Origin of the sequence: Devosia sp. LjRoot16 (assembly GCF_964252795.1) — a bacterium.
In the GTDB taxonomy this organism is placed as follows: domain Bacteria; phylum Pseudomonadota; class Alphaproteobacteria; order Rhizobiales; family Devosiaceae; genus Devosia_A.
The window spans coordinates 1,084,507-1,101,201 of the sequence record NZ_CAXUPH020000001.1; the positions used below are offsets into that span (position 1 = coordinate 1,084,507).

The 16,695-nt window shown below is 64.9% G+C and carries 12 protein-coding genes; 2 read left to right on the forward strand and 10 right to left on the reverse strand.

Features of this window, described 5'->3' with window-relative positions; translation table 11 throughout:
* Positions 1 to 3: 3 nt before the first annotated feature.
* The 6 genes from manD to ACSQ23_RS05120 form a co-directional block, all read right to left on the reverse strand.
* Complete coding sequence (gene manD / locus ACSQ23_RS05095) at positions 4 to 1,218, reverse strand: D-mannonate dehydratase ManD (protein WP_055994744.1); 1,215 nt, start codon at positions 1,216 to 1,218, stop codon at positions 4 to 6.
* 40 nt (positions 1,219 to 1,258) lie between these two features.
* Positions 1,259 to 2,614: a mandelate racemase/muconate lactonizing enzyme family protein gene (locus ACSQ23_RS05100; RefSeq protein WP_055994740.1), complete on the reverse strand. Its 1,356-nt coding sequence runs from the start codon at positions 2,612 to 2,614 to the stop codon at positions 1,259 to 1,261.
* A 71-nt stretch (positions 2,615 to 2,685) separates the two neighbouring features.
* Entirely contained in the window at positions 2,686 to 3,783 is a 1,098-nt protein-coding gene (locus ACSQ23_RS05105; RefSeq protein ID WP_055994737.1) for an ABC transporter ATP-binding protein, read from the reverse strand.
* Positions 3,784 to 3,805: 22 nt separating this feature from the next.
* Positions 3,806 to 4,684: a carbohydrate ABC transporter permease gene (locus tag ACSQ23_RS05110; RefSeq protein WP_436089955.1), complete on the reverse strand. Its 879-nt coding sequence runs from the start codon at positions 4,682 to 4,684 to the stop codon at positions 3,806 to 3,808.
* Positions 4,681 to 5,640, reverse strand: coding sequence for a carbohydrate ABC transporter permease (locus tag ACSQ23_RS05115; protein ID WP_436089956.1), 960 nt, complete (start codon positions 5,638 to 5,640; stop codon positions 4,681 to 4,683). The genes ACSQ23_RS05110 and ACSQ23_RS05115 overlap by 4 nt, the downstream gene beginning before the upstream one ends.
* A gap of 74 nt (positions 5,641 to 5,714) precedes the next feature.
* A complete protein-coding gene (locus ACSQ23_RS05120) occupies positions 5,715 to 7,199 on the reverse strand; it encodes an extracellular solute-binding protein (RefSeq protein WP_082527910.1) in 1,485 nt (494 codons plus the stop codon).
* Between the two features lie 244 nt (positions 7,200 to 7,443).
* On the opposite strand from ACSQ23_RS05120, the gene ACSQ23_RS05125 reads away from it, so the two are divergent.
* Both ACSQ23_RS05125 and ACSQ23_RS05130 read left to right on the forward strand, forming a co-directional pair.
* A complete protein-coding gene (locus ACSQ23_RS05125; protein ID WP_055873509.1) occupies positions 7,444 to 8,136 on the forward strand; it encodes a GntR family transcriptional regulator in 693 nt (230 codons plus the stop codon).
* Positions 8,137 to 8,311: 175 nt separating this feature from the next.
* Positions 8,312 to 9,514: a mandelate racemase/muconate lactonizing enzyme family protein gene (locus ACSQ23_RS05130; protein ID WP_436089957.1), complete on the forward strand. Its 1,203-nt coding sequence runs from the start codon at positions 8,312 to 8,314 to the stop codon at positions 9,512 to 9,514.
* Positions 9,515 to 9,642: 128 nt separating this feature from the next.
* Here ACSQ23_RS05130 and ACSQ23_RS05135 read toward each other — a convergent pair whose 3' ends face one another.
* The 4 genes from ACSQ23_RS05135 to arfA all read right to left on the reverse strand — a co-directional run bounded on the left by ACSQ23_RS05135 (position 9,643) and on the right by arfA (position 16,681).
* A complete protein-coding gene (locus ACSQ23_RS05135; RefSeq protein ID WP_436089958.1) occupies positions 9,643 to 10,425 on the reverse strand; it encodes a hypothetical protein in 783 nt (260 codons plus the stop codon).
* Positions 10,426 to 10,462: 37 nt separating this feature from the next.
* Positions 10,463 to 11,725: a DUF763 domain-containing protein gene (locus ACSQ23_RS05140; RefSeq protein ID WP_436089959.1), complete on the reverse strand. Its 1,263-nt coding sequence runs from the start codon at positions 11,723 to 11,725 to the stop codon at positions 10,463 to 10,465.
* Between the two features lie 232 nt (positions 11,726 to 11,957).
* Positions 11,958 to 14,621: an autotransporter outer membrane beta-barrel domain-containing protein gene (locus ACSQ23_RS05145; RefSeq protein ID WP_436089960.1), complete on the reverse strand. Its 2,664-nt coding sequence runs from the start codon at positions 14,619 to 14,621 to the stop codon at positions 11,958 to 11,960.
* Positions 14,622 to 15,124: 503 nt separating this feature from the next.
* Entirely contained in the window at positions 15,125 to 16,681 is a 1,557-nt protein-coding gene (gene arfA / locus ACSQ23_RS05150) for an arabinosylfuranosidase ArfA (RefSeq protein ID WP_055873521.1), read from the reverse strand.
* Positions 16,682 to 16,695: the final 14 nt, after the last annotated feature.

The following is a 16,695-nucleotide window of genomic DNA, read 5'->3' on the forward strand; positions in this document are numbered from 1 at the left end:
TCCTCACCAGCTGGTCATGCTGCCGTCTTCGAGACGGGCGATCGGCAGGTAAGCCTGCTTGTAGGGGTATTTGGCAGCGAGACTTTCGTCGAAATCGACGCCGTGGCCGGGTACTTCGCCCGGTTGCAGGTAACCGCGATCGTACGACCAGGCGCATTTGAACACGTCGAACATCAGCTCGGAGTAGTTGGCGAATTCCTGGATACCGAAATTCGGGATCGCCACGTCGACATGGATGTTGCAGCCCATGGCGATCGGCGACACGTCCTGCGGGCCGTGGCACGCCGACTTCACATGGTAGATCGCCGCCAGATCGAAAATCTTCTTGATGCCGGTGACGCCGCCCGCATGAGTGGAGGTGACGCGGGCATAATCGATCAACTGCTCGGTGATCAGCGTGTGGGTGTCGTAGATCGAGTTGAACACCTCGCCCACCGCGAGGGGCTGCGTGGTGTGCTGGCGGATGATGCGAAAGCCTTCCTGCAGCTCGGCGGGAATGGCGTCCTCGAGCCAGAACAGCCGGTAGGGCTCGAGGTCCTTGCCGAGGCGGGCGGCTTCGATCGGGGTCAGGCGGTGATGCACGTCGTGCAGCAGGTGCACGTCCCAGCCCACCGCGTCGCGCACCTTCTCGAACAGTTTGGGCACCAGCGGCAGGTATTTGTGCGTCGCCCAGACTTCCTCGTGCGGCACGATGGCGCCACGGCCCTTCAGCGCTGCGGTATCGGTGGAATCGCCGGTGCCGTAGATCGGCGGCAGGCCGGGGATGGCGACCTGGGCGCGGATCGCCTCGACGCCGGTTTCCTTGATGGCGAGGACGCCCTCGACCACCTCGGAGATTTCGAGGCCGGAGGCGTGGCGGTAGACCATCACCTTGTCGCGTGAGCGGCCACCGAGCAGCTGGTAGAGCGGCAGGCCGGCAACCTTGGCCTTGATATCCCACAGCGCCATGTCGATGGCCGAGATCGCCGCCATGGTGATCGGGCCGCGACGCCAGTAGGCGCCCTTATAGAGATACTGCCAGATATCCTCGGTGCGCAGCGGATCCATGCCGATCAGCGCCGGAGCGACGTGATCCTCGAGATAGCTGGCGACCGACAGCTCGCGGCCGTTCACCGTGCCATCGCCGATGCCGTAGACACCCTCGTCGGTGATCACCTTCACCGTGGTGAAGTTCCGCCCGGGCGAACAGACGATGACCTTGATTTCCTTGATCTTCATTTGATGCGTCGCTCCACGCTCGCTCGGGACTGGATGTTCCTCAGGACCAGGTGCGGTCCCAGGACATGTCATTGTCCCACTGGTCGGTCGGCTGCCAGATGTCGGTAACACCAGGCTGCAGGTGCTGACGCAGCAGCTCGTCGTTGACGTCGTCGATGCCGAGGCCCGGTTTGTCGCTGAGCTCGATGAAGCCGTTCTTGACGATCGGACCGTCGAAGCCGGTGACGATGTCATCCCACCACGGCACATCGACCGAGTGATATTCGAGCGCCAGGAAGTTCTCGGTGGCGGTGGCGATATGGGCCGCGGCAATCGCGGCGATCGGGCTCTCGGCCATGTGGATGGCCATGGCGATGCCATGGTCCTGCGCCGCATCGCCGATCTTCTTGGTTTCGAGGATGCCGCCGGTGGTGAGGATATCGGGATGGATGACCGAGATGCCGGCGTTGAACAGCGGCTCGAAACCTTCCTTCAGGTAGATATCCTCGCCGGTGCAGATCGGCACCGAGGTCGCTTCCTGCAACCGGCGATAGCTCTCCGCATGCTGCCAGGGGATCACGTCCTCGAGCCAGGCCGGGGTGTATTTCTCGATGCGCTGCGCCAGCCGGATACCGTCCTGCAGCGAGATATGGCCGAGATGGTCGATGGCCAGCGGGATCTCGGGCCCGATCACGTCGCGCACTTCGGCAATGTACTGCTCGAGCAGGTCGAGACCCTTTTCGGAGAAGTGCAGCCCGGTGAACGGGTGCATGACGTTCTGCGCGTCGTAAACGAGGTTACGCGCCTTGCGCTCCTCGTTATTGGTCGCGCGAATGCCGCCGGCGTGCTGCTTGAAGCCCTCGAGTACGCCCGCCGGGCCGACGACGGCGCCGGGGATATGGGCGATCTCCATCAGCCCCAGGTCCATCTTCAGGAAGGTGAACCCCTTGTCCATGCGCTCCTTCAAACGCTTGCCCATCTCGGTGCCGCTCGGGCGATCGGCGTCGGTATCGCAATAGCAGCGCACCTTGTCGCGGAACTTGCCGCCCAGCATCTGGTAGATCGGCGCGCCATAGGCCTTGCCGGCGAGATCCCAGAGCGCGATCTCAATGGCCGAGACGCCGCCACCCTGCCGGCCGTGGCCGCCGAACTGCTTGATGCGACGGAACAGCCGGTCGACATCGCAAGGGTTTTCGCCGAGCAGCCGGCTCTTCAGCATCAGCGCGTAGGTGGCGCTGGCGCCGTCGCGCACTTCGCCCAAGCCCACGATGCCCTGGTTGGTATAGATCTTCAGCAGCGCCGAGCGGAACGGCGCACCGGTGATCTCGGCCACGCGGATATCGGTGATCCTCAAATCAGACGGGCGGGAGCTGGTGTTGACGCGATTAAGCGCGTCTTCGGCAGGGTTCGAAGTCATTGGGGGTTAAGCCTTGGCTGGGGAGCGGTCGCTACCGGGCCGCCCGATGGAAGGACAAATCGATTGGCGGCTTATGCGAGCTTGAGTGCCATTTCGGTTTCGCCGTCGAACAGATGCATGCGGTCCTGATCGAACTCGAGGAACACCGGCTCGTCGGGCCTGAGCTGGAAGGTCGGGGCGACGCTGACATTGACCACGGCGCCGGAGACGAAGACCTGGGCAAAGGTGACGTCGCCGGTCGGCTCGACCGTATAGACCTTCCCCGGTACGGCACCCGGCACCTGAGACTTGTGCACCGTGATGGTCGAGTGCCGGCCGCCCAGCACCACCTTGCTGGATTTGGCGCTCAGCGCCTTCCGGCCATTGGCGTCGGAGAGCGGCATCTCCCAGCCCTCGGGGCTCTGGAGCACGACCTTCCCATCCTTCGATGCGGCGGTCAGCGGCACGAGGCTCATGGCAGGGGAGCCAACGAAGCTTGCAACGAACATGTTCACCGGGTTGGCGAAAACGTTGGCCGGGCTGTCATATTGCTGCAGGAAGCCGCCATTCATCACCGCCATCTTGTCGGACATGGTGACGGCCTCGAGCTGGTCGTGCGTCACGTAGATGATGGTGGCGTTGAGATCCTGGTGGAAACGCTTGATCTCGGAGCGCATCTGCACGCGCAGCTTGGCGTCGAGGTTTGACAGCGGCTCATCCATCAGGAAGGCGCGCGGCTCGCGCACCAGCGCCCGGCCCAGCGCCACGCGCTGCTGCTGGCCGCCCGACAGTTCGCGCGGCTTGCGCTCCAGCAGATGGACGATATCGAGGGTCTTGGCGGCGGCCTGGACCCGCTTGTCGATCTCTTCCTTAGGCAATTTGCGCATCTGCAGCGGGAAGGCGAGGTTCTTGTAGACCGACTTCTGCGGATAGAGCGCGTAGTTCTGGAACACCATGGCGATGTCCCGGTCCTTGGGGTCGAGGTCGGTGACGTCGCGGTCGCCGATGTTGATGGTGCCGCCCGACATCGGGATCAGCCCGGCGACCAGGTTGAGCGTCGTGGTCTTGCCGCAGCCGGAGGGGCCGACCAGCGCGACGAACTCTCCGTCCTCGACGGTCAGCGACACGTGGTTCACGGCGTAGACATCGCCGTAGTTCTTGACCACGTCCTTGAGGATAACCTGAGCCATGTGGGTTTCCTTGAGCTTTCCGTTAGTGCTTCACGGCGCCCTCGGTCAGGGCGCGCACGAAGTAGCGTTGCAGGACGAGGAACAGCACCACGACGGGGATGCTCATCATGAAGGTGGCGGCCATCAGCCCCGGCCAATCCGTGGCGTTCTCCGAAAAGAAGCGCTGGATGCCGACCGGCAGGGTCATCTGATCGTGCCGGGTGAGGAAGGTGTAGGCGTAAATGTACTCGTTCCAGGCGCCGATGAAGCTGTAGATCGAGGTGGCGATGATGCCCGGCGTCGAGAGCGGCATGACGATCAGCAGGAACGCCTGGAAGCGCGTCGCGCCATCGATGCGGGCCGCCTGTTCGAGCTGCACCGGGATGTTGTCGTAAAACCCCTTGAGCAGCCAGATGGCGAGCGGCAGGCCGAAGGTCAGGTAGGTGAGGATCAGCGAACCGTGGGTGTTCACCAGCCCCAGCGCTTTCATCAGGATGAACAGCGGCACGAGGAACACCACGGCCGGGAACATGTTCCTGAGCAGCACGGCGAAGAACAGGAAGTTGCGGCCGGGGAAGCGGAAGCGCGAGAAGGCGTAGGCGGCCGGCACCGCCACCACCACCGCGAGAATGGTGGTGAGGGTCGAGACCCAGATGCTGTTCCAGAAATACTGTATGAAGTCGCGGCCGACATTGCCCGAGGGGTCGATCAGCCGCCAGTAGTTCTCCAGCGTCGGTTCGGCCGGCCACCATTGCGGCGGATACTGCATCGCCGCAAAGCCGGTCTTCAGCGAGGTGATGAACATCCAGATCATCGGCATCACAGTGAAGCCGAGCAGCAGGAGGAGGAAGATCCGCCCGCTCCAGCGCCAGCCACCTGCACCACGGCGCTTGGCGGCGCCTGCACTCAGTTCCATGGTCATCCGGCGGCCCTCGCGTCATCGCCCTTGGTCAATGCGCGGACATAGAAGTAGCCGAGCACCATCATCACGAGGAACAGGATCACCGCATAGGCCGAGGCGACGCCCCAGCGCTGCCGCCCGAAGGCGAGCTGGTAGATGTGGGTGATCCAGATGTCCGACGAGCCGGCCGGGCCGCCGCCGGTCATGATCCAGGGGATGATGAAGGAGTTGAAGTTCTGCACCGCCAGCAGCAGCAGGGTGACCATCGACACACCCTGCAGGTGTGGGAAGGTGACATGCCAGAAGCGCTGCCAGGGGCTGGCGCCATCGACCTGCGCGGCGCGCAGCAGCGTATCGGGCACGGTCTGCAGACCGGCCATCAGCATGATCATGGCGAAGGAGAATTCCTTCCACACGTTCACGACGATCAGCGCGTAGAGCGAGGTGTTGGTGTTGTCGATGAAGTTGATCGGCTTATCGATCAACCCGACCTGGGTGAGCATGGCGCTGATAGCGCCGAAATCGGAGTGATAGAGCCACTTCCACACATAGGAGGCAGCCACCGCGCTCACCACCCACGGAATGAGCAGCAGCGCCCGCAGCACCCCGCGACCGGCGAACTCGCGATGCAGCGCCAGCGCGGCGCCCAGCCCGATCATGAAAGCGAAGAAGGTGGAAAGAACCGTCCACAGCACCGTCTGCCAGGTGACCTTCCAGAACACCGGGCTGGTCAGGATGGTGACGTAATTGTCGAGGCCGTTGAACTGCTTGGCGCTGAGCGCCAGGCTCGCCGGGGTGTTAAAGAAGCTCAGCTCGATGGTGTAATAGATCGGATAGCCGATGACGATCAGCATCACGATCAGGGCAGGCGCCACGTAGAGATAGTCGAAGCGACTGTTCCACACCTTCTGGCTGAGGCCGATGCGCCTGGGCTCGGGTACGTCGCGAAAGATGGCTTGTCCCGGAACAGTGCTCACAGCGCATAACCCTGGTTGTGAAGAGGAGAGACCGGCGACGGGTGCCGCCGGTCCGAGAGTGCTTCAGCAGGCGATCAGATGCCGCCGCCGCCGTCGACGATGGCCTTGACCTTGGTGGCTGCATCCTCGGCCGCCTGGTCGACGGTCATGTTGCCGGTGAGGGCGTTCTGCAGCATATCCGGAACGATGATGTTCATGATTTCCGGCGCCTGCGGGATCACCGGGAACGGGATACCATTGGGCAGCATCGAGGTGGTGACGTCGAGGAACTTGATGGTGTCGAGACGTTCCTTCATGGCGTCCGTCAGGAAGCCATTGATGTTGCCGGGGTTGGAGCCGACCCAGGCGAGCTTGGTCGACCATTCCGGGCTGTCCCAGAAGCAGATCAGCGCCTTGACGGCCTGCTCGTCCACCTTGCCACCCTGCACGAACTCGGGCTTCACCACATGGATGTTGGAGCCGCCGAACACCACGGCGCGCTTGCCGTCGGGACCGGTGGGGATCAGGCCGTAGCGCATGTTGGCGACCACTTCGTCGGCAACTGCCTTGTCGGTGCCGGTCGCCTTGGACGCGAGATCGTTCATCTTGGCGTATTCGGCCGGGTGGGCAATCATCATGCCGAGCTTGCCGGCGATGAACGGCGCCTGGTTTTCACCCTGCGTGTTGGTCAGCGCCGAAGTCGGGACCGACTTGTCGACGGCGTACATCTGGTAGGCAGCCTGCAGCGCCTGCTTGGAGCCGGCGTTGTTGATCCAGACGTCCTTGTAGCCCGGCTCGGCCGAGGCCTCGTCGAGGGCACCGCCACCATAGGCCCAGAGCTGCGGCATGAAGCGGAACGGGGTATTGCCGGCGTTCTGCTTGGCGACGAGGCCGTAGCCCGGGATGCCCAGCTTCTCGTTGATCTGCTTGGAATAGGCGACGACATCGTCCCAGGTGGCCGGCGGGCTTTCCGGGTCGAGCCCGGCATCCTTGAACACCTTGGCGTTCCAGATCATCGCCATGGTTTCGTTGTTGGTCGGCAGGCCGTAGCTGACACCCTCGTAAGTCACCGACTTCAGCGCGCCGGGCCAGAAGTCCGCGGCGGTGTAGCCGACATCTTCCGGCTTCAGCGGCTGCAGGTAGCCTTTGGCGGCGAACTCGACGCCACCCAGGATCTGCAGGCGGATAACGGCCGGAGCCGAGTTGCCGAGCAGCGAGGTGCGGAACTTGTCGAGCAGTTCGTTATAGGTGATCGACTGGACTTCGGTGGTGATGTTCGGATAGGCGGCCTTGAAGGCCTCCCAGAACGCCTTGTCCTGGTCATGCGCGATCTGCGGGTCGGCTTCGAACGGGCCGGTGTACCAGTAGCTGACGGAACCGGTGTAATCGTTCGGCACAACCGCGCCGCAATCCTTGGCAGCGTCGAACTGCTTGGTGCCGGCGATCGACTTGACGTATTCCGGCGACCATTTGCTCAGGTCCACGCTCTGGGCGTAGGACGCGGTCGTCGCCGTCGTCAGCATGGTGGCAGCGCTCAGCACCGCCATCGAAAGGCCAAGCAGACGCCGGCCGGTGTTCATATGCATTGAGAAATCCTCCTCCTCAAATCAGGGCGTTGCCCGGCCCATAGCCGCAGCAAAGCCCTTTACAGCGTGCGCTGTTCTCGCCTCGGGAACCGGGCTTGGCGCCGGCTTTTCCCAACTAGTATGGCAGATTTCCAGCAAAACTGGTGTATGTCAACATCACCAAAGTCGTACATTATTTTGCGCGCTTTGCGTGCGAACGGGGCTTGGCTTGCCCAAAAAAGCTGCATAAACAGAACCAATGAGCGAGGTGACCGTCAAGTCGGACCAGCCCGAGGAGACCCTCGAGCAGCAGGCCTCCGTCTACGAGATGATCCGCGAGGACATCGTTTCGGGACGGTTGGGGCCCAATGAGCGACTGAAGGTCGCGGACCTTGCCGAGCACTACCAGACCTCGACCAATCCGGTGCGTGAAGCGCTGCAGCAGTTGCGTGGCGAAGGCTTCGTCCTGATCGAGCCCAACCGCGGGGCGCGGGTGCGGCCGATCGATGCCGATTTCGTGCGCGACATCATCGAGATCGAGATGCTGATCGAGCCCGCGCTGACTCGCTGGTTCGTGTCGATCGTCTCAGACGCCGACATCCTCGAGCTGGAGCGCATCCAGGCCGAAATCGAAGCGCTGAACTTTGCCGATCCGATGCTGCATGGCCGGCTCGACACCCGCTTTCACCAGTTCATCTATGACCGCCATTACAACCGCCACGCCGCCGAACTGTGGTGGAAGCATCGCGAGATCCTGCGCGCCATCAGCCGGCGCTTTCCGACCTCGCTGAGCCGTCGCCAATCGGTGCTGCGCGAGCATCGCGACCTGATCGACCGCATCCGGGCGCAGGACGCCGATGGCGCCGCCGCGGTTGTCGCCCGCCACGTCGAGGGCTCGGGGCGCCACATCATCGAGCAGATGGGCGTCGCCCAGAGGAGCCTGCGCCGATAGGGCGTGTATTTGATTTGTCGCGCTTTCGAACCGGAAAAGTCTCACAACTTTTCCTGAAAGCGCTCCGAGGGGCCAGCGGAAGGTCCGTCCCGCCGGCCGAAAGTTATTTGAGGGGCCGCCTCCCCGGCGGCCAGATTGGGAGACGCCTGCCGCCCGGCAGGCACGAGGAGTTATCATGAAGATCACCGACCTGCGCGTTGCCGTTATCGGCAAGCATCCGATCGTCCGCATCGTCACCGACGAGGGCATCTACGGCATCGGCGAGGTGGAATACACCAAGACCTACCTGAAGCCGTTCATCCTGCATTTCCGCGACGCGCTGATCGGCGAGGACCCGACCGACGTCGAGCGCTGCATGATGAAAATCCGCCAGCGCGGCAGCTTCAAGCCCTATGGCGCGGCGGTGTCGGTGATCGAGCACGCGTTGTGGGACATTGCCGGCAAGGCAGCGGGTGTCCCTGCCTACAAGCTCTTGGGCGGCAAGGTGCGCGACAAGGTGCGGGTCTATAACGGTTCGGTGCGCCGCAAGCGCTCGGCCGACCGGCCCGAGGATTTCGCCGCCGACGTCAAGTGGATGGCCGAGCAGCCGCAGAACTTCTTCATGGTCAAGCAGGGGCTGAGCTTCCATTCCAGCCAGAAGGACAGCTACCCCGATTTCCACTATGGCCCGATCGGCAAAAAGGCCGGCTACCATGGCGCCATGGACCAGGGGCAGATCTCCGAGCACGGCTTCAACTACCTGCTCGACTGCGTCATCGCGATGAAGGAAGCGCTGGGCGACAAAGTGAGCCTGGCGCTCGACTGCGGCCCCGGCTGGTTCCTCAACGACGCCATCAAGTTCGCCAATGCCGTCGAAAAATACAACATCATGTGGCTCGAGGACATGCTCACCGGCGACTACGTGCCGTGGGTCAACCCGCAGGCCTATCGTGAGCTCACCAACTCCACCACCACGCCGATCCATACCGGCGAGCAGATCTACCTGCGCCACAACTTCAAGGAACTGATCGAGACCCAGGCGGTGCGCGTCGTCGGTCCGGATCCGGCCGATATCGGCGGCATTGCCGAGCTCAAGTGGGTGGCCGAGCACGCCTATATGCACTCGATCATGATGGCGCCGCACGGCACGGCGAATGGCCTGCTCGGTCTCGGCGCGCTGATCAATGTCTGCGCCACGCTGCCGGCCAACTATATCGCCTTCGAGTATCCGTCGGCCTCCGACGAGTTCTGGAACGAGATCGTCACGGGCCTGCCCTCCGGACCGATCGTCGTCGACAGCCATGTCGACCTCTTGCCGGGGCCCGGCCTCGGCCTCGACATCGATGCCAAGGCGGCCAAGCGCTACCTCAAGGAAGAGGACGCCGGCTTCTTCGACTGATCGTCGGCGGTATTGAGTCCGGGCCGGGCGGATGGTCTCCGCCCGGCCCGTTCATTTTCTGCTGTTTGAGTGCGGCTTTCCCCAGTGACCGGTGTCATCCGGCGCAGGCCGCGAGCAGGCACCCCAGCTCACGGCTCCAGCGGATGCCGCATCCAGACGTTGGGTTCCTCATACAGCCCGGTTCCGGCAGAGCAGTCGACGACGAGTGGCGCCAGGCCACCCGGCAGGTGGAAGCGGCCCGAGACCGGAAAGCGGAGACCGGTCCAGTCCGTCCATTGTGACAGCGGTGCCGCCACGGTCATCGAGCGGGGCGCGACCTTGACGATGCGGGCCCCCAGTTGCCAGTGCTTGCGCACCCAGGGATCGAACGGAGCGCCGCTGTCGGTCGTCCAGCCCAGATAGTCGGCGAACGAGGTCAGCGGGTAGCTCGGCTTCCGTGTCGGACGGACCGGCGCCACCAGCGCCTGCAAGCCGTCCTTTGTGGCGCGGGCCTTCATGTTGCGCAGCAGACGCTCGGCCAAGTCGGAGCCGCGAAGCTCGGGCGCCACGACGATCGACAGCGCCGAGAGCGTGTTGACGGGCCGGCCGGCGACAAAGGCCTCCACGCCGGCGCTGAGCACCGCATCCCAGCCGTCATCGGACAGGGACGCATCGTCCTCGGGCTGCGCCCAGGCGAAGGGAATGCTGTTGGAGCTGGCCACGACCTGTTCAGCTCCGCGGGGCCCGGTGCGCAACACGACGAACTGGAAGCGGGACAGGCCGGCAGCAAAGAGGTGATCCCAGTAGTCGATGATCGCCCGGTCGCCGTCGATGAAGGCCGGCCAGACCGGCGCTGCAAGCTCGGCGAATGCCGGGATCAGGTCCGGCCGCTGGTCGGCCGAAACGAGGGTGAACTGATCATCGGTAGACATGCTGATCTCTCGGGCGTCCGCTGGTCAGACCCGATCGCTATACCCGCATCTTGGCCCGGGCATAAGCGCTGGGCAGGTCATCGAACACGGTGCGCCCGCCATATTCGGGAGCCCGGCGACGCTCCTCGGCGATGAACTCGCTAAAGCTCGGGCCGGTGGCGCCGGCCTCGAGCTGGCGCGATTGCCGGTCGAGCCGCTTGATCGCGTCGAGCTCCTCGTCACGGCCGAGCCTCGCCTTGCCGACCGCCGACTTCAGCACCCGGATGGTCTCGTCATAGACTTTCAGCGGCACCGGGAACGGATGGCTGTCCTTGCCGCCATGCGCCATGGCGAAACGGGCCGGGTCGGCGAAGCGGTGTGGTGCGCCGTGCACCACCTCGGCCACCTGGGCCAGCGCCCGCACGGTGCGCGCGCCAACGCCCGGCACCAGCAGCAACTCGGTGAAATCGGTGGGCGCCCGATCGGCCGCCGCGGCGAGGCTGCCGTGCAGCCGGCGCAGCATCACGTCCTTGGGGCGGATATCGTGGTGCTCCGGCATTACCAGATGCGGCAGCAGCGGCTGGTCGTCTTCCACCGGCGCCGGTTCGGCGATCCCTTCGATCCGACCGACCTCGCGTACGATGGCGTCCGGTCCCATGCCGCCGAGGATATTGACCTGCGAGCTGCGCGACCGAGCCGCCCGAACATCGGTCAGGTTGACGATCGTCCCCTGCCCCGCGCCTTCGATCGCCGCATGCGGCTGCTCGACAAAGCTCCTGAGGCCCTCTGAGCGCCAGTGATAGCGTCGCGCCGTCTTGGCGTCGCCCTTCATGCCCTGCTGCACCACCACCCAATGGCCGTCATCGGCGACGATGAAACCGTGGAGGTAGAGTTCGAACCCGTCCTGCACCGCGGCGCTGTCGACCTTGGCGACCAGCCGGCTGGCCTTGGCCAGAGCGGCGCCATCGAAGCCGACGCGGTTGCCGATCGCCACCAGTTCGTCCGGGGTTTTGCGCGAGTGCCGGCCGCGTCCGCCGCAGACATGCAGACCCAGTTCGCGCTCCAGCGGCCGGAGGCCGCCCTTCAGCGCGCCGATGACGCTGGTGGTGATGCCGGAGGAGTGCCAATCCATCCCCATCACCGCGCCGAACGACTGGAACCAGAACGGATGGGCCAGCCGGCTCAGCAGCTCGTCGCGGCCATACTCCATGACGATGGCCTGGCAGATCACCGCGCCGAGCCGCGCCATGCGCTCGCTCAGCCATTTCGGCACTCGCCCGCCATGCAAGGGCAGATCGGCGCTCCCGCCTCGATTGGCCATGGGGTGTTTTCCTTGTTCGCCCGCGATTGTAGCATGGGAACAAAAGAGAAACAAACTGACTGCGAGCCGGAGCTATGCTCAGCCTCCCCTCCCCACCGGATGTCATCCCGGCGAAAGCTGGACCCATCCTTCCGCTGGCGCAGGCTGTGAGTTGGGTCCCAGCTTTCGCTGGGATGACATCGCGTAGGTGGAACGTACTGGGGGCAGCCCGCACCGGCCCTGGGGCCGCGTCTCAGAACCTCCCCGACAGCGTGAGCTTCACCGCCTGGGCCGATTGCGCGCTGCCGAACTGGCCCTGGTAGCCGAGATCGAGGCTCACGCCCGGCGCCAGCTCAGTGCCGAGACCGGCTTCGAGCAGCAATGCGGTGTCATCCGGCTTGACCCCGCTCACCGTGAATGGCGTGCCGCCGGCAAAACCGTGCGTGGCGGTCGGCTGGTCGCCGGTGGTTCGCTGCAGCGCGATGCTGCCGCGAGCGGCGACCACTAGGCCATCACCGAGCACGAAGCGGCGCGCCGCCTTGAGACCGGCGGTCAGCACTGCCGCCCCGATGTCTTCTGAAGCGCCGCTCAGGGCCGCGTTGCCGCCGCTCTCGCCGTAACGCCCGCCCGACTGGCCGATCAGCGCGGCGCGGACAAACGGCGTCAGCGTCACCTCACCGAGTTCGAACGCATAGCCGAGTTCGCCGAACAGTTGCGCCGTCGTCGTAGCGTAGTCCGTCGTGACCGTCTCGCTGAAGCCGGTGAAGCTCGGGGTGCGGGTCACCGACACCTGGTTCGAAGCCAAACCGGCGCCGAATGCCAGCCGTATTTCGCCCAGCGCCGCGCCGCCATAGAGGCCAAGCTGGTAGGTGGTCGCTTCGGCCCGCGAGTCCCGCTCGGGCAGGTCGACCGCGACCCCACCGATCCCCGCCAATACGCCGAGGAACACCTCACGGCTCACCAAGCCGTCAGCGCCGAGCAGCAAGCCGCCGGCACCGAAGTCGAAGCCGGCGGCGTTGCCGTCGCCATCCACCGTGCCGGCGCCGCCGTAGCCGCGGGCCCAGACGTTGCGCGCGCCGACCTGGCTTTCGGCAAGCGCGGCGAATGCGGCATCGACCCGGTCCAGGCCTACCTCACGCGGGTGTCGGCTGGCATCGGCCAGGGCCCGCAACAGTGAGGCATGCACCTCGCCCGAGAGATCGTCGAAGGCCTCGAGCGCATCGGCGGTGTTCAGCGGCACCACGACATCGAACAGCGGGCTCGATGGCAGCGCCTGTAGCGCGGTGGCGGTGGCGAGTTGGTTTGGCGTCTCGGCGATCGCAGGGAGGTTGGCGATCGCCGAAACGCGCAGCCACACCTCGCCGGGTGTGTCGTAGTCGAGCACGAACTGCAGGAACGCCGAGTCGTCGACGAGGCCGGTGAACGCGCCGTTGACGCTCGAGGCGGTGAGGATCTGATAGGCGCTGCCCAGCGCATAGGAGCCGCTCGCGGCCGTGACGCTGACCGTGCCGCCGGCCAGCATGGCGACGCCCGAGACGGCGAGATGCCCGGCGGCCGCCGCGGGCGTAACGCCGACCCTGAAGGTGCCGCCCGCCTCGTTGGCATAGCTGCCGCTGACGTTCAGCGTGCCGGCCGAGACGTCGACGGTGCCGGCATTGTTCACCGCGCCCGCCAGCGTGCCGGTGCCCCTGACCGTGCCGAGCGCCCGGATCTCGATCGTCGGACTGGTGAGCGTGCCCAGAATGCTCAGCACGCCGGCCTGCACCTCGGCACTGGTCGAAAAGCTGCCGGCGTCGTTCAGCGTCCAGGCGCTGCCCTGCATGGACAGGGTATCGAAGTTGAGGAACTTCGCGACGCTTTCGCTGCCGGTTCCGAGAAGGATCAGGTTGTCAGTGCCGGTGCCGCCCTTTGCCAGCCCGTTGAGCACCGAGCCGGTATCGAGCTTCAGGGTGCGGGTGCTGCTGCCGTTGAAGTTGATGGCATTGACGGCGCCGGTGATGGTGCCCGAGTTGGTCACCGTGCCGGCGGCGTTGAGGTAGAGCCCGTCGCCCGCTGCCGACCTGATGGTGCCGGAGTTGAGGAAAGTGCCGCCGCCGGTCGCCTCCACCGCCTTAGAACTGGCGCTGCTGCCGGTCGATTCGATGGTGCCGGCGTTGCTGAAGGTCAGCACCCCAGTGGCGCTGGCATAGACGCCATTATAGCCGCCCTTGATCACCGCGCCGGCGGTGTTGGTGATGATGCTCGGCCCACCCTGCACGAACACGCCGGTGGAGAAGCCGGTCAGCCGCGTGTTGATGATCGAGCCCGAGTTGATCACCGTGCGCTCGCTGCCCTGGCCGATCGATACGGCGTTGCCGGAACTGTTGCCGGTGATCACGCCGGTGGCGGTGTTGGTCACTGAGCCGCCGAACTGCAGCAGCACCAGGTCGCCGCCGGCGACGACCTGGGTGATGGTGCCGGAATTGACGACGACGCCCGGGCCGACGCCGGGGTTCCCGCCGCTGGGGAACTTGCCGATGCTGATACCGCTGCTGGTGGCGTTAATGGTGGCGCCCAGCTCGTTGACCACGGTGCCGCCGCCGAGCAGCGTGATGGCATTGCCGCCGGTGACGAGGCCCGTGTTGGTGACCATGGAGCCGGCACCGTCGAGCTTGATCTGCCCGCTGACGCTGCCGTGGTTGCCGAGCGCCCAGGTGCCGGTGCCGCTGACCGTCGGCCCGCCCAGGGTGTTGCTGACCGCGACGCCCGAGAGGATGTCGACCGTGGTACCGGCATAGAGGTTGAGGTTCACCCCGGTGGTGGTGCTGGTGGAAATGTCGACATCGGCCGCCCGTGCCGGCGCCAGCATCATGGCGAGCGACAGCTCGACTGCCAGCGTTGCGGCGAACAGGCGCCGCCAACCCCCCGAAGACCTCATTGCCCCACTGCCCGAACCCGACCAAGTGGATCGAGCCTAGAAGGGCTGCCGCGGCCGGCGTAGCTGGTCACTCGGGGCAGGCCGGGGCAACTCGGGGCGATGCCCTCAGATGGCCCGCGCCGACGCGCCAACGATGTGCCTCAGCGGTAACGGCAGCCGAGGCCGGCGCTGGTCCCGGCCAGCGGGCGGTATTCGCAGCCGACCCAGCCGTCACAGCCGAGCTCGCGGAGCACGAAGCTGTAGTTGATCAATTTCGCCACTGCATGGGTCTCGCTGCAGCGGCGGACCCAATCATGCTCTGCGGATGGGGGCAAAGGCTAATGCACGTTCGGCGCGGGCTGACCCCCACCATTGATCCCTCCCCCTAAACATAGGGAGGAAGACGCTCTCACGAATACCAGTGTTTTGGTCTCCCTCCCCCTGTTTGGGGGAGGGGACAGGGGTGGGGGTCAGCCCGCACCGGTGCTTGACGGACGACGGCCGGGGCCGCCGTGCGGCAGGCCTCAGACCTTCACGCGGATCATCTGGTAGGAGTGGGGCTGGAGCTTCACGCTCAGCACCTTGCCGTCGACCTTGGCGCCCGAACCCTTGGACGGGGCGACATTGGTCTGCTCGGTGGCAGTGTTGACGGCGCGCAGGTTCGCGTGGGTCATCACCTGGTGGTCGATCACCGTTGCGGCACCAAAGCCTTCGAGGCTCAGGTCGACATCGATCGCTTCGGTGGCGTGACGGTTCACTGCGAAGAAGCTGATGGTGCCATCTTCCTGGTTGTGGACACCCGAGACGTCGACATAGCCGATATTGTCGCCGTGCTCGGCGTCATAGCCGGGGGTGTTGATCGCCAGCTGCAGCGCCGTGCCGCGGCCATAGACCGAGGCGAAATAGTACGGGTAGTAGATGGTCTGCCGCCAGGCCTGCCCCTTGGGGTCGGTCATGATCGGCGCGATGACGTTCACCAGCTGGGCGATACAGGCGAGCTTCACCACGTCGGAGCGGCGGATGAAGGTGTTGAGGATCAGGCCGACCTGCAGCACATCCTCGAAGTTGTAGATGTCTTCGAGCAGGCGCGGCGCATGCGGCCAGCCGTCATTGCCATCGAGGATCTTACGATCCTGCTTGTTGGAGTGGTACCAGACGTTCCACTCGTCGAAGCTGATATAGACGTCGTGCTTACTGCGCTTCTTCGACTTCACGAAGCTGATGGTCGAGGCCACCGTGGCGATGTAGCGGTCGAGCTTTTCGTTGAGCGCCAGGTAGTTGGCAGTGTTCTTGGCCAGCACCTCAGCGGTGCCGCCTTCGGCCAGGGCACGCTCGTTCTCGCGGTTGGCGAAGTACATGTGCAATGAGATGTGGTCGACATTGTCGTAGGTATGCTCGAGCACCTCGCGTTCCCAATCGGGATAGGTCGGCATGTTCGCATGCGACGAACCGCAGACGATCAGCTCGAGCTTCTTGTCGAAGGCACGCATGGTCTTGGCGACTTCGTTGGCGAGGCGGCCATATTCGTGGGCGGTCTTGTGACCGACCTGCCAGGGGCCGTCCATCTCGTTGCCGAGGCACCAGAGCTTGACGTTGAACGGATCGGCGCGACCGTTCTTCTTTCTGAGGTCGCCCCAGTACGAACCGGTCGGGCCGTTGACGTATTCGAGGAAGTTGCGGGCATCGTCGAGGCCGCGCGAACCGAGGTTGATGGCGAGCATCATCTCGGTGTCGACCAGCTCACACCAGTCGGCGAATTCGTGGACGCCCACGGCGTTGCTGTCGGAGGTGTGCCAGGCGAGGTCGAGCCGGGTCGGGCGCTGCTCGCGCGGCCCCACGCCATCTTCCCAGTTATAGGCCGACACGAAGTTGCCGCCGGGATAGCGGACCATCGGCACCTTGAGGTCGCGTACCAGTTGGGCGACGTCGCCGCGCATGCCGTTCTTGTCGGCGGTGGCGTGGCCGGGCTCGTAGATGCCGGTATAGATGGCGCGGCCGAGATGTTCGAGGAAAGCCCCGTACACCCGGTCGTCGATCTTCGAGATGGTATAGTCCTTGTGCGCCGTTACCGTCGCCCGCATACGCTCCTCCATGT

What these genes read in the sequence shown, in the direction of transcription:
- manD (WP_055994744.1), bottom strand. Translation starts at nt 1,218, where the DNA reads ATGAAGATCAAGGAAATCAAGGTCATCGTCTGTTCGCCCGGGCGGAAC.
- ACSQ23_RS05100 (WP_055994740.1), bottom strand. Translation starts at nt 2,614, where the DNA reads ATGACTTCGAACCCTGCCGAAGACGCGCTTAATCGCGTCAACACCAGC.
- ACSQ23_RS05105 (WP_055994737.1), bottom strand. Translation starts at nt 3,783, where the DNA reads ATGGCTCAGGTTATCCTCAAGGACGTGGTCAAGAACTACGGCGATGTC.
- ACSQ23_RS05110 (WP_436089955.1), bottom strand. Translation starts at nt 4,684, where the DNA reads ATGACCATGGAACTGAGTGCAGGCGCCGCCAAGCGCCGTGGTGCAGGT.
- ACSQ23_RS05120 (WP_082527910.1), bottom strand. Translation starts at nt 7,199, where the DNA reads ATGAACACCGGCCGGCGTCTGCTTGGCCTTTCGATGGCGGTGCTGAGC.
- ACSQ23_RS05125 (WP_055873509.1), top strand. Translation starts at nt 7,444, where the DNA reads ATGAGCGAGGTGACCGTCAAGTCGGACCAGCCCGAGGAGACCCTCGAG.
- ACSQ23_RS05130 (WP_436089957.1), top strand. Translation starts at nt 8,312, where the DNA reads ATGAAGATCACCGACCTGCGCGTTGCCGTTATCGGCAAGCATCCGATC.
- ACSQ23_RS05135 (WP_436089958.1), bottom strand. Translation starts at nt 10,425, where the DNA reads ATGTCTACCGATGATCAGTTCACCCTCGTTTCGGCCGACCAGCGGCCG.
- ACSQ23_RS05140 (WP_436089959.1), bottom strand. Translation starts at nt 11,725, where the DNA reads ATGGCCAATCGAGGCGGGAGCGCCGATCTGCCCTTGCATGGCGGGCGA.
- ACSQ23_RS05145 (WP_436089960.1), bottom strand. Translation starts at nt 14,621, where the DNA reads ATGAGGTCTTCGGGGGGTTGGCGGCGCCTGTTCGCCGCAACGCTGGCA.
- arfA (WP_055873521.1), bottom strand. Translation starts at nt 16,681, where the DNA reads ATGCGGGCGACGGTAACGGCGCACAAGGACTATACCATCTCGAAGATC.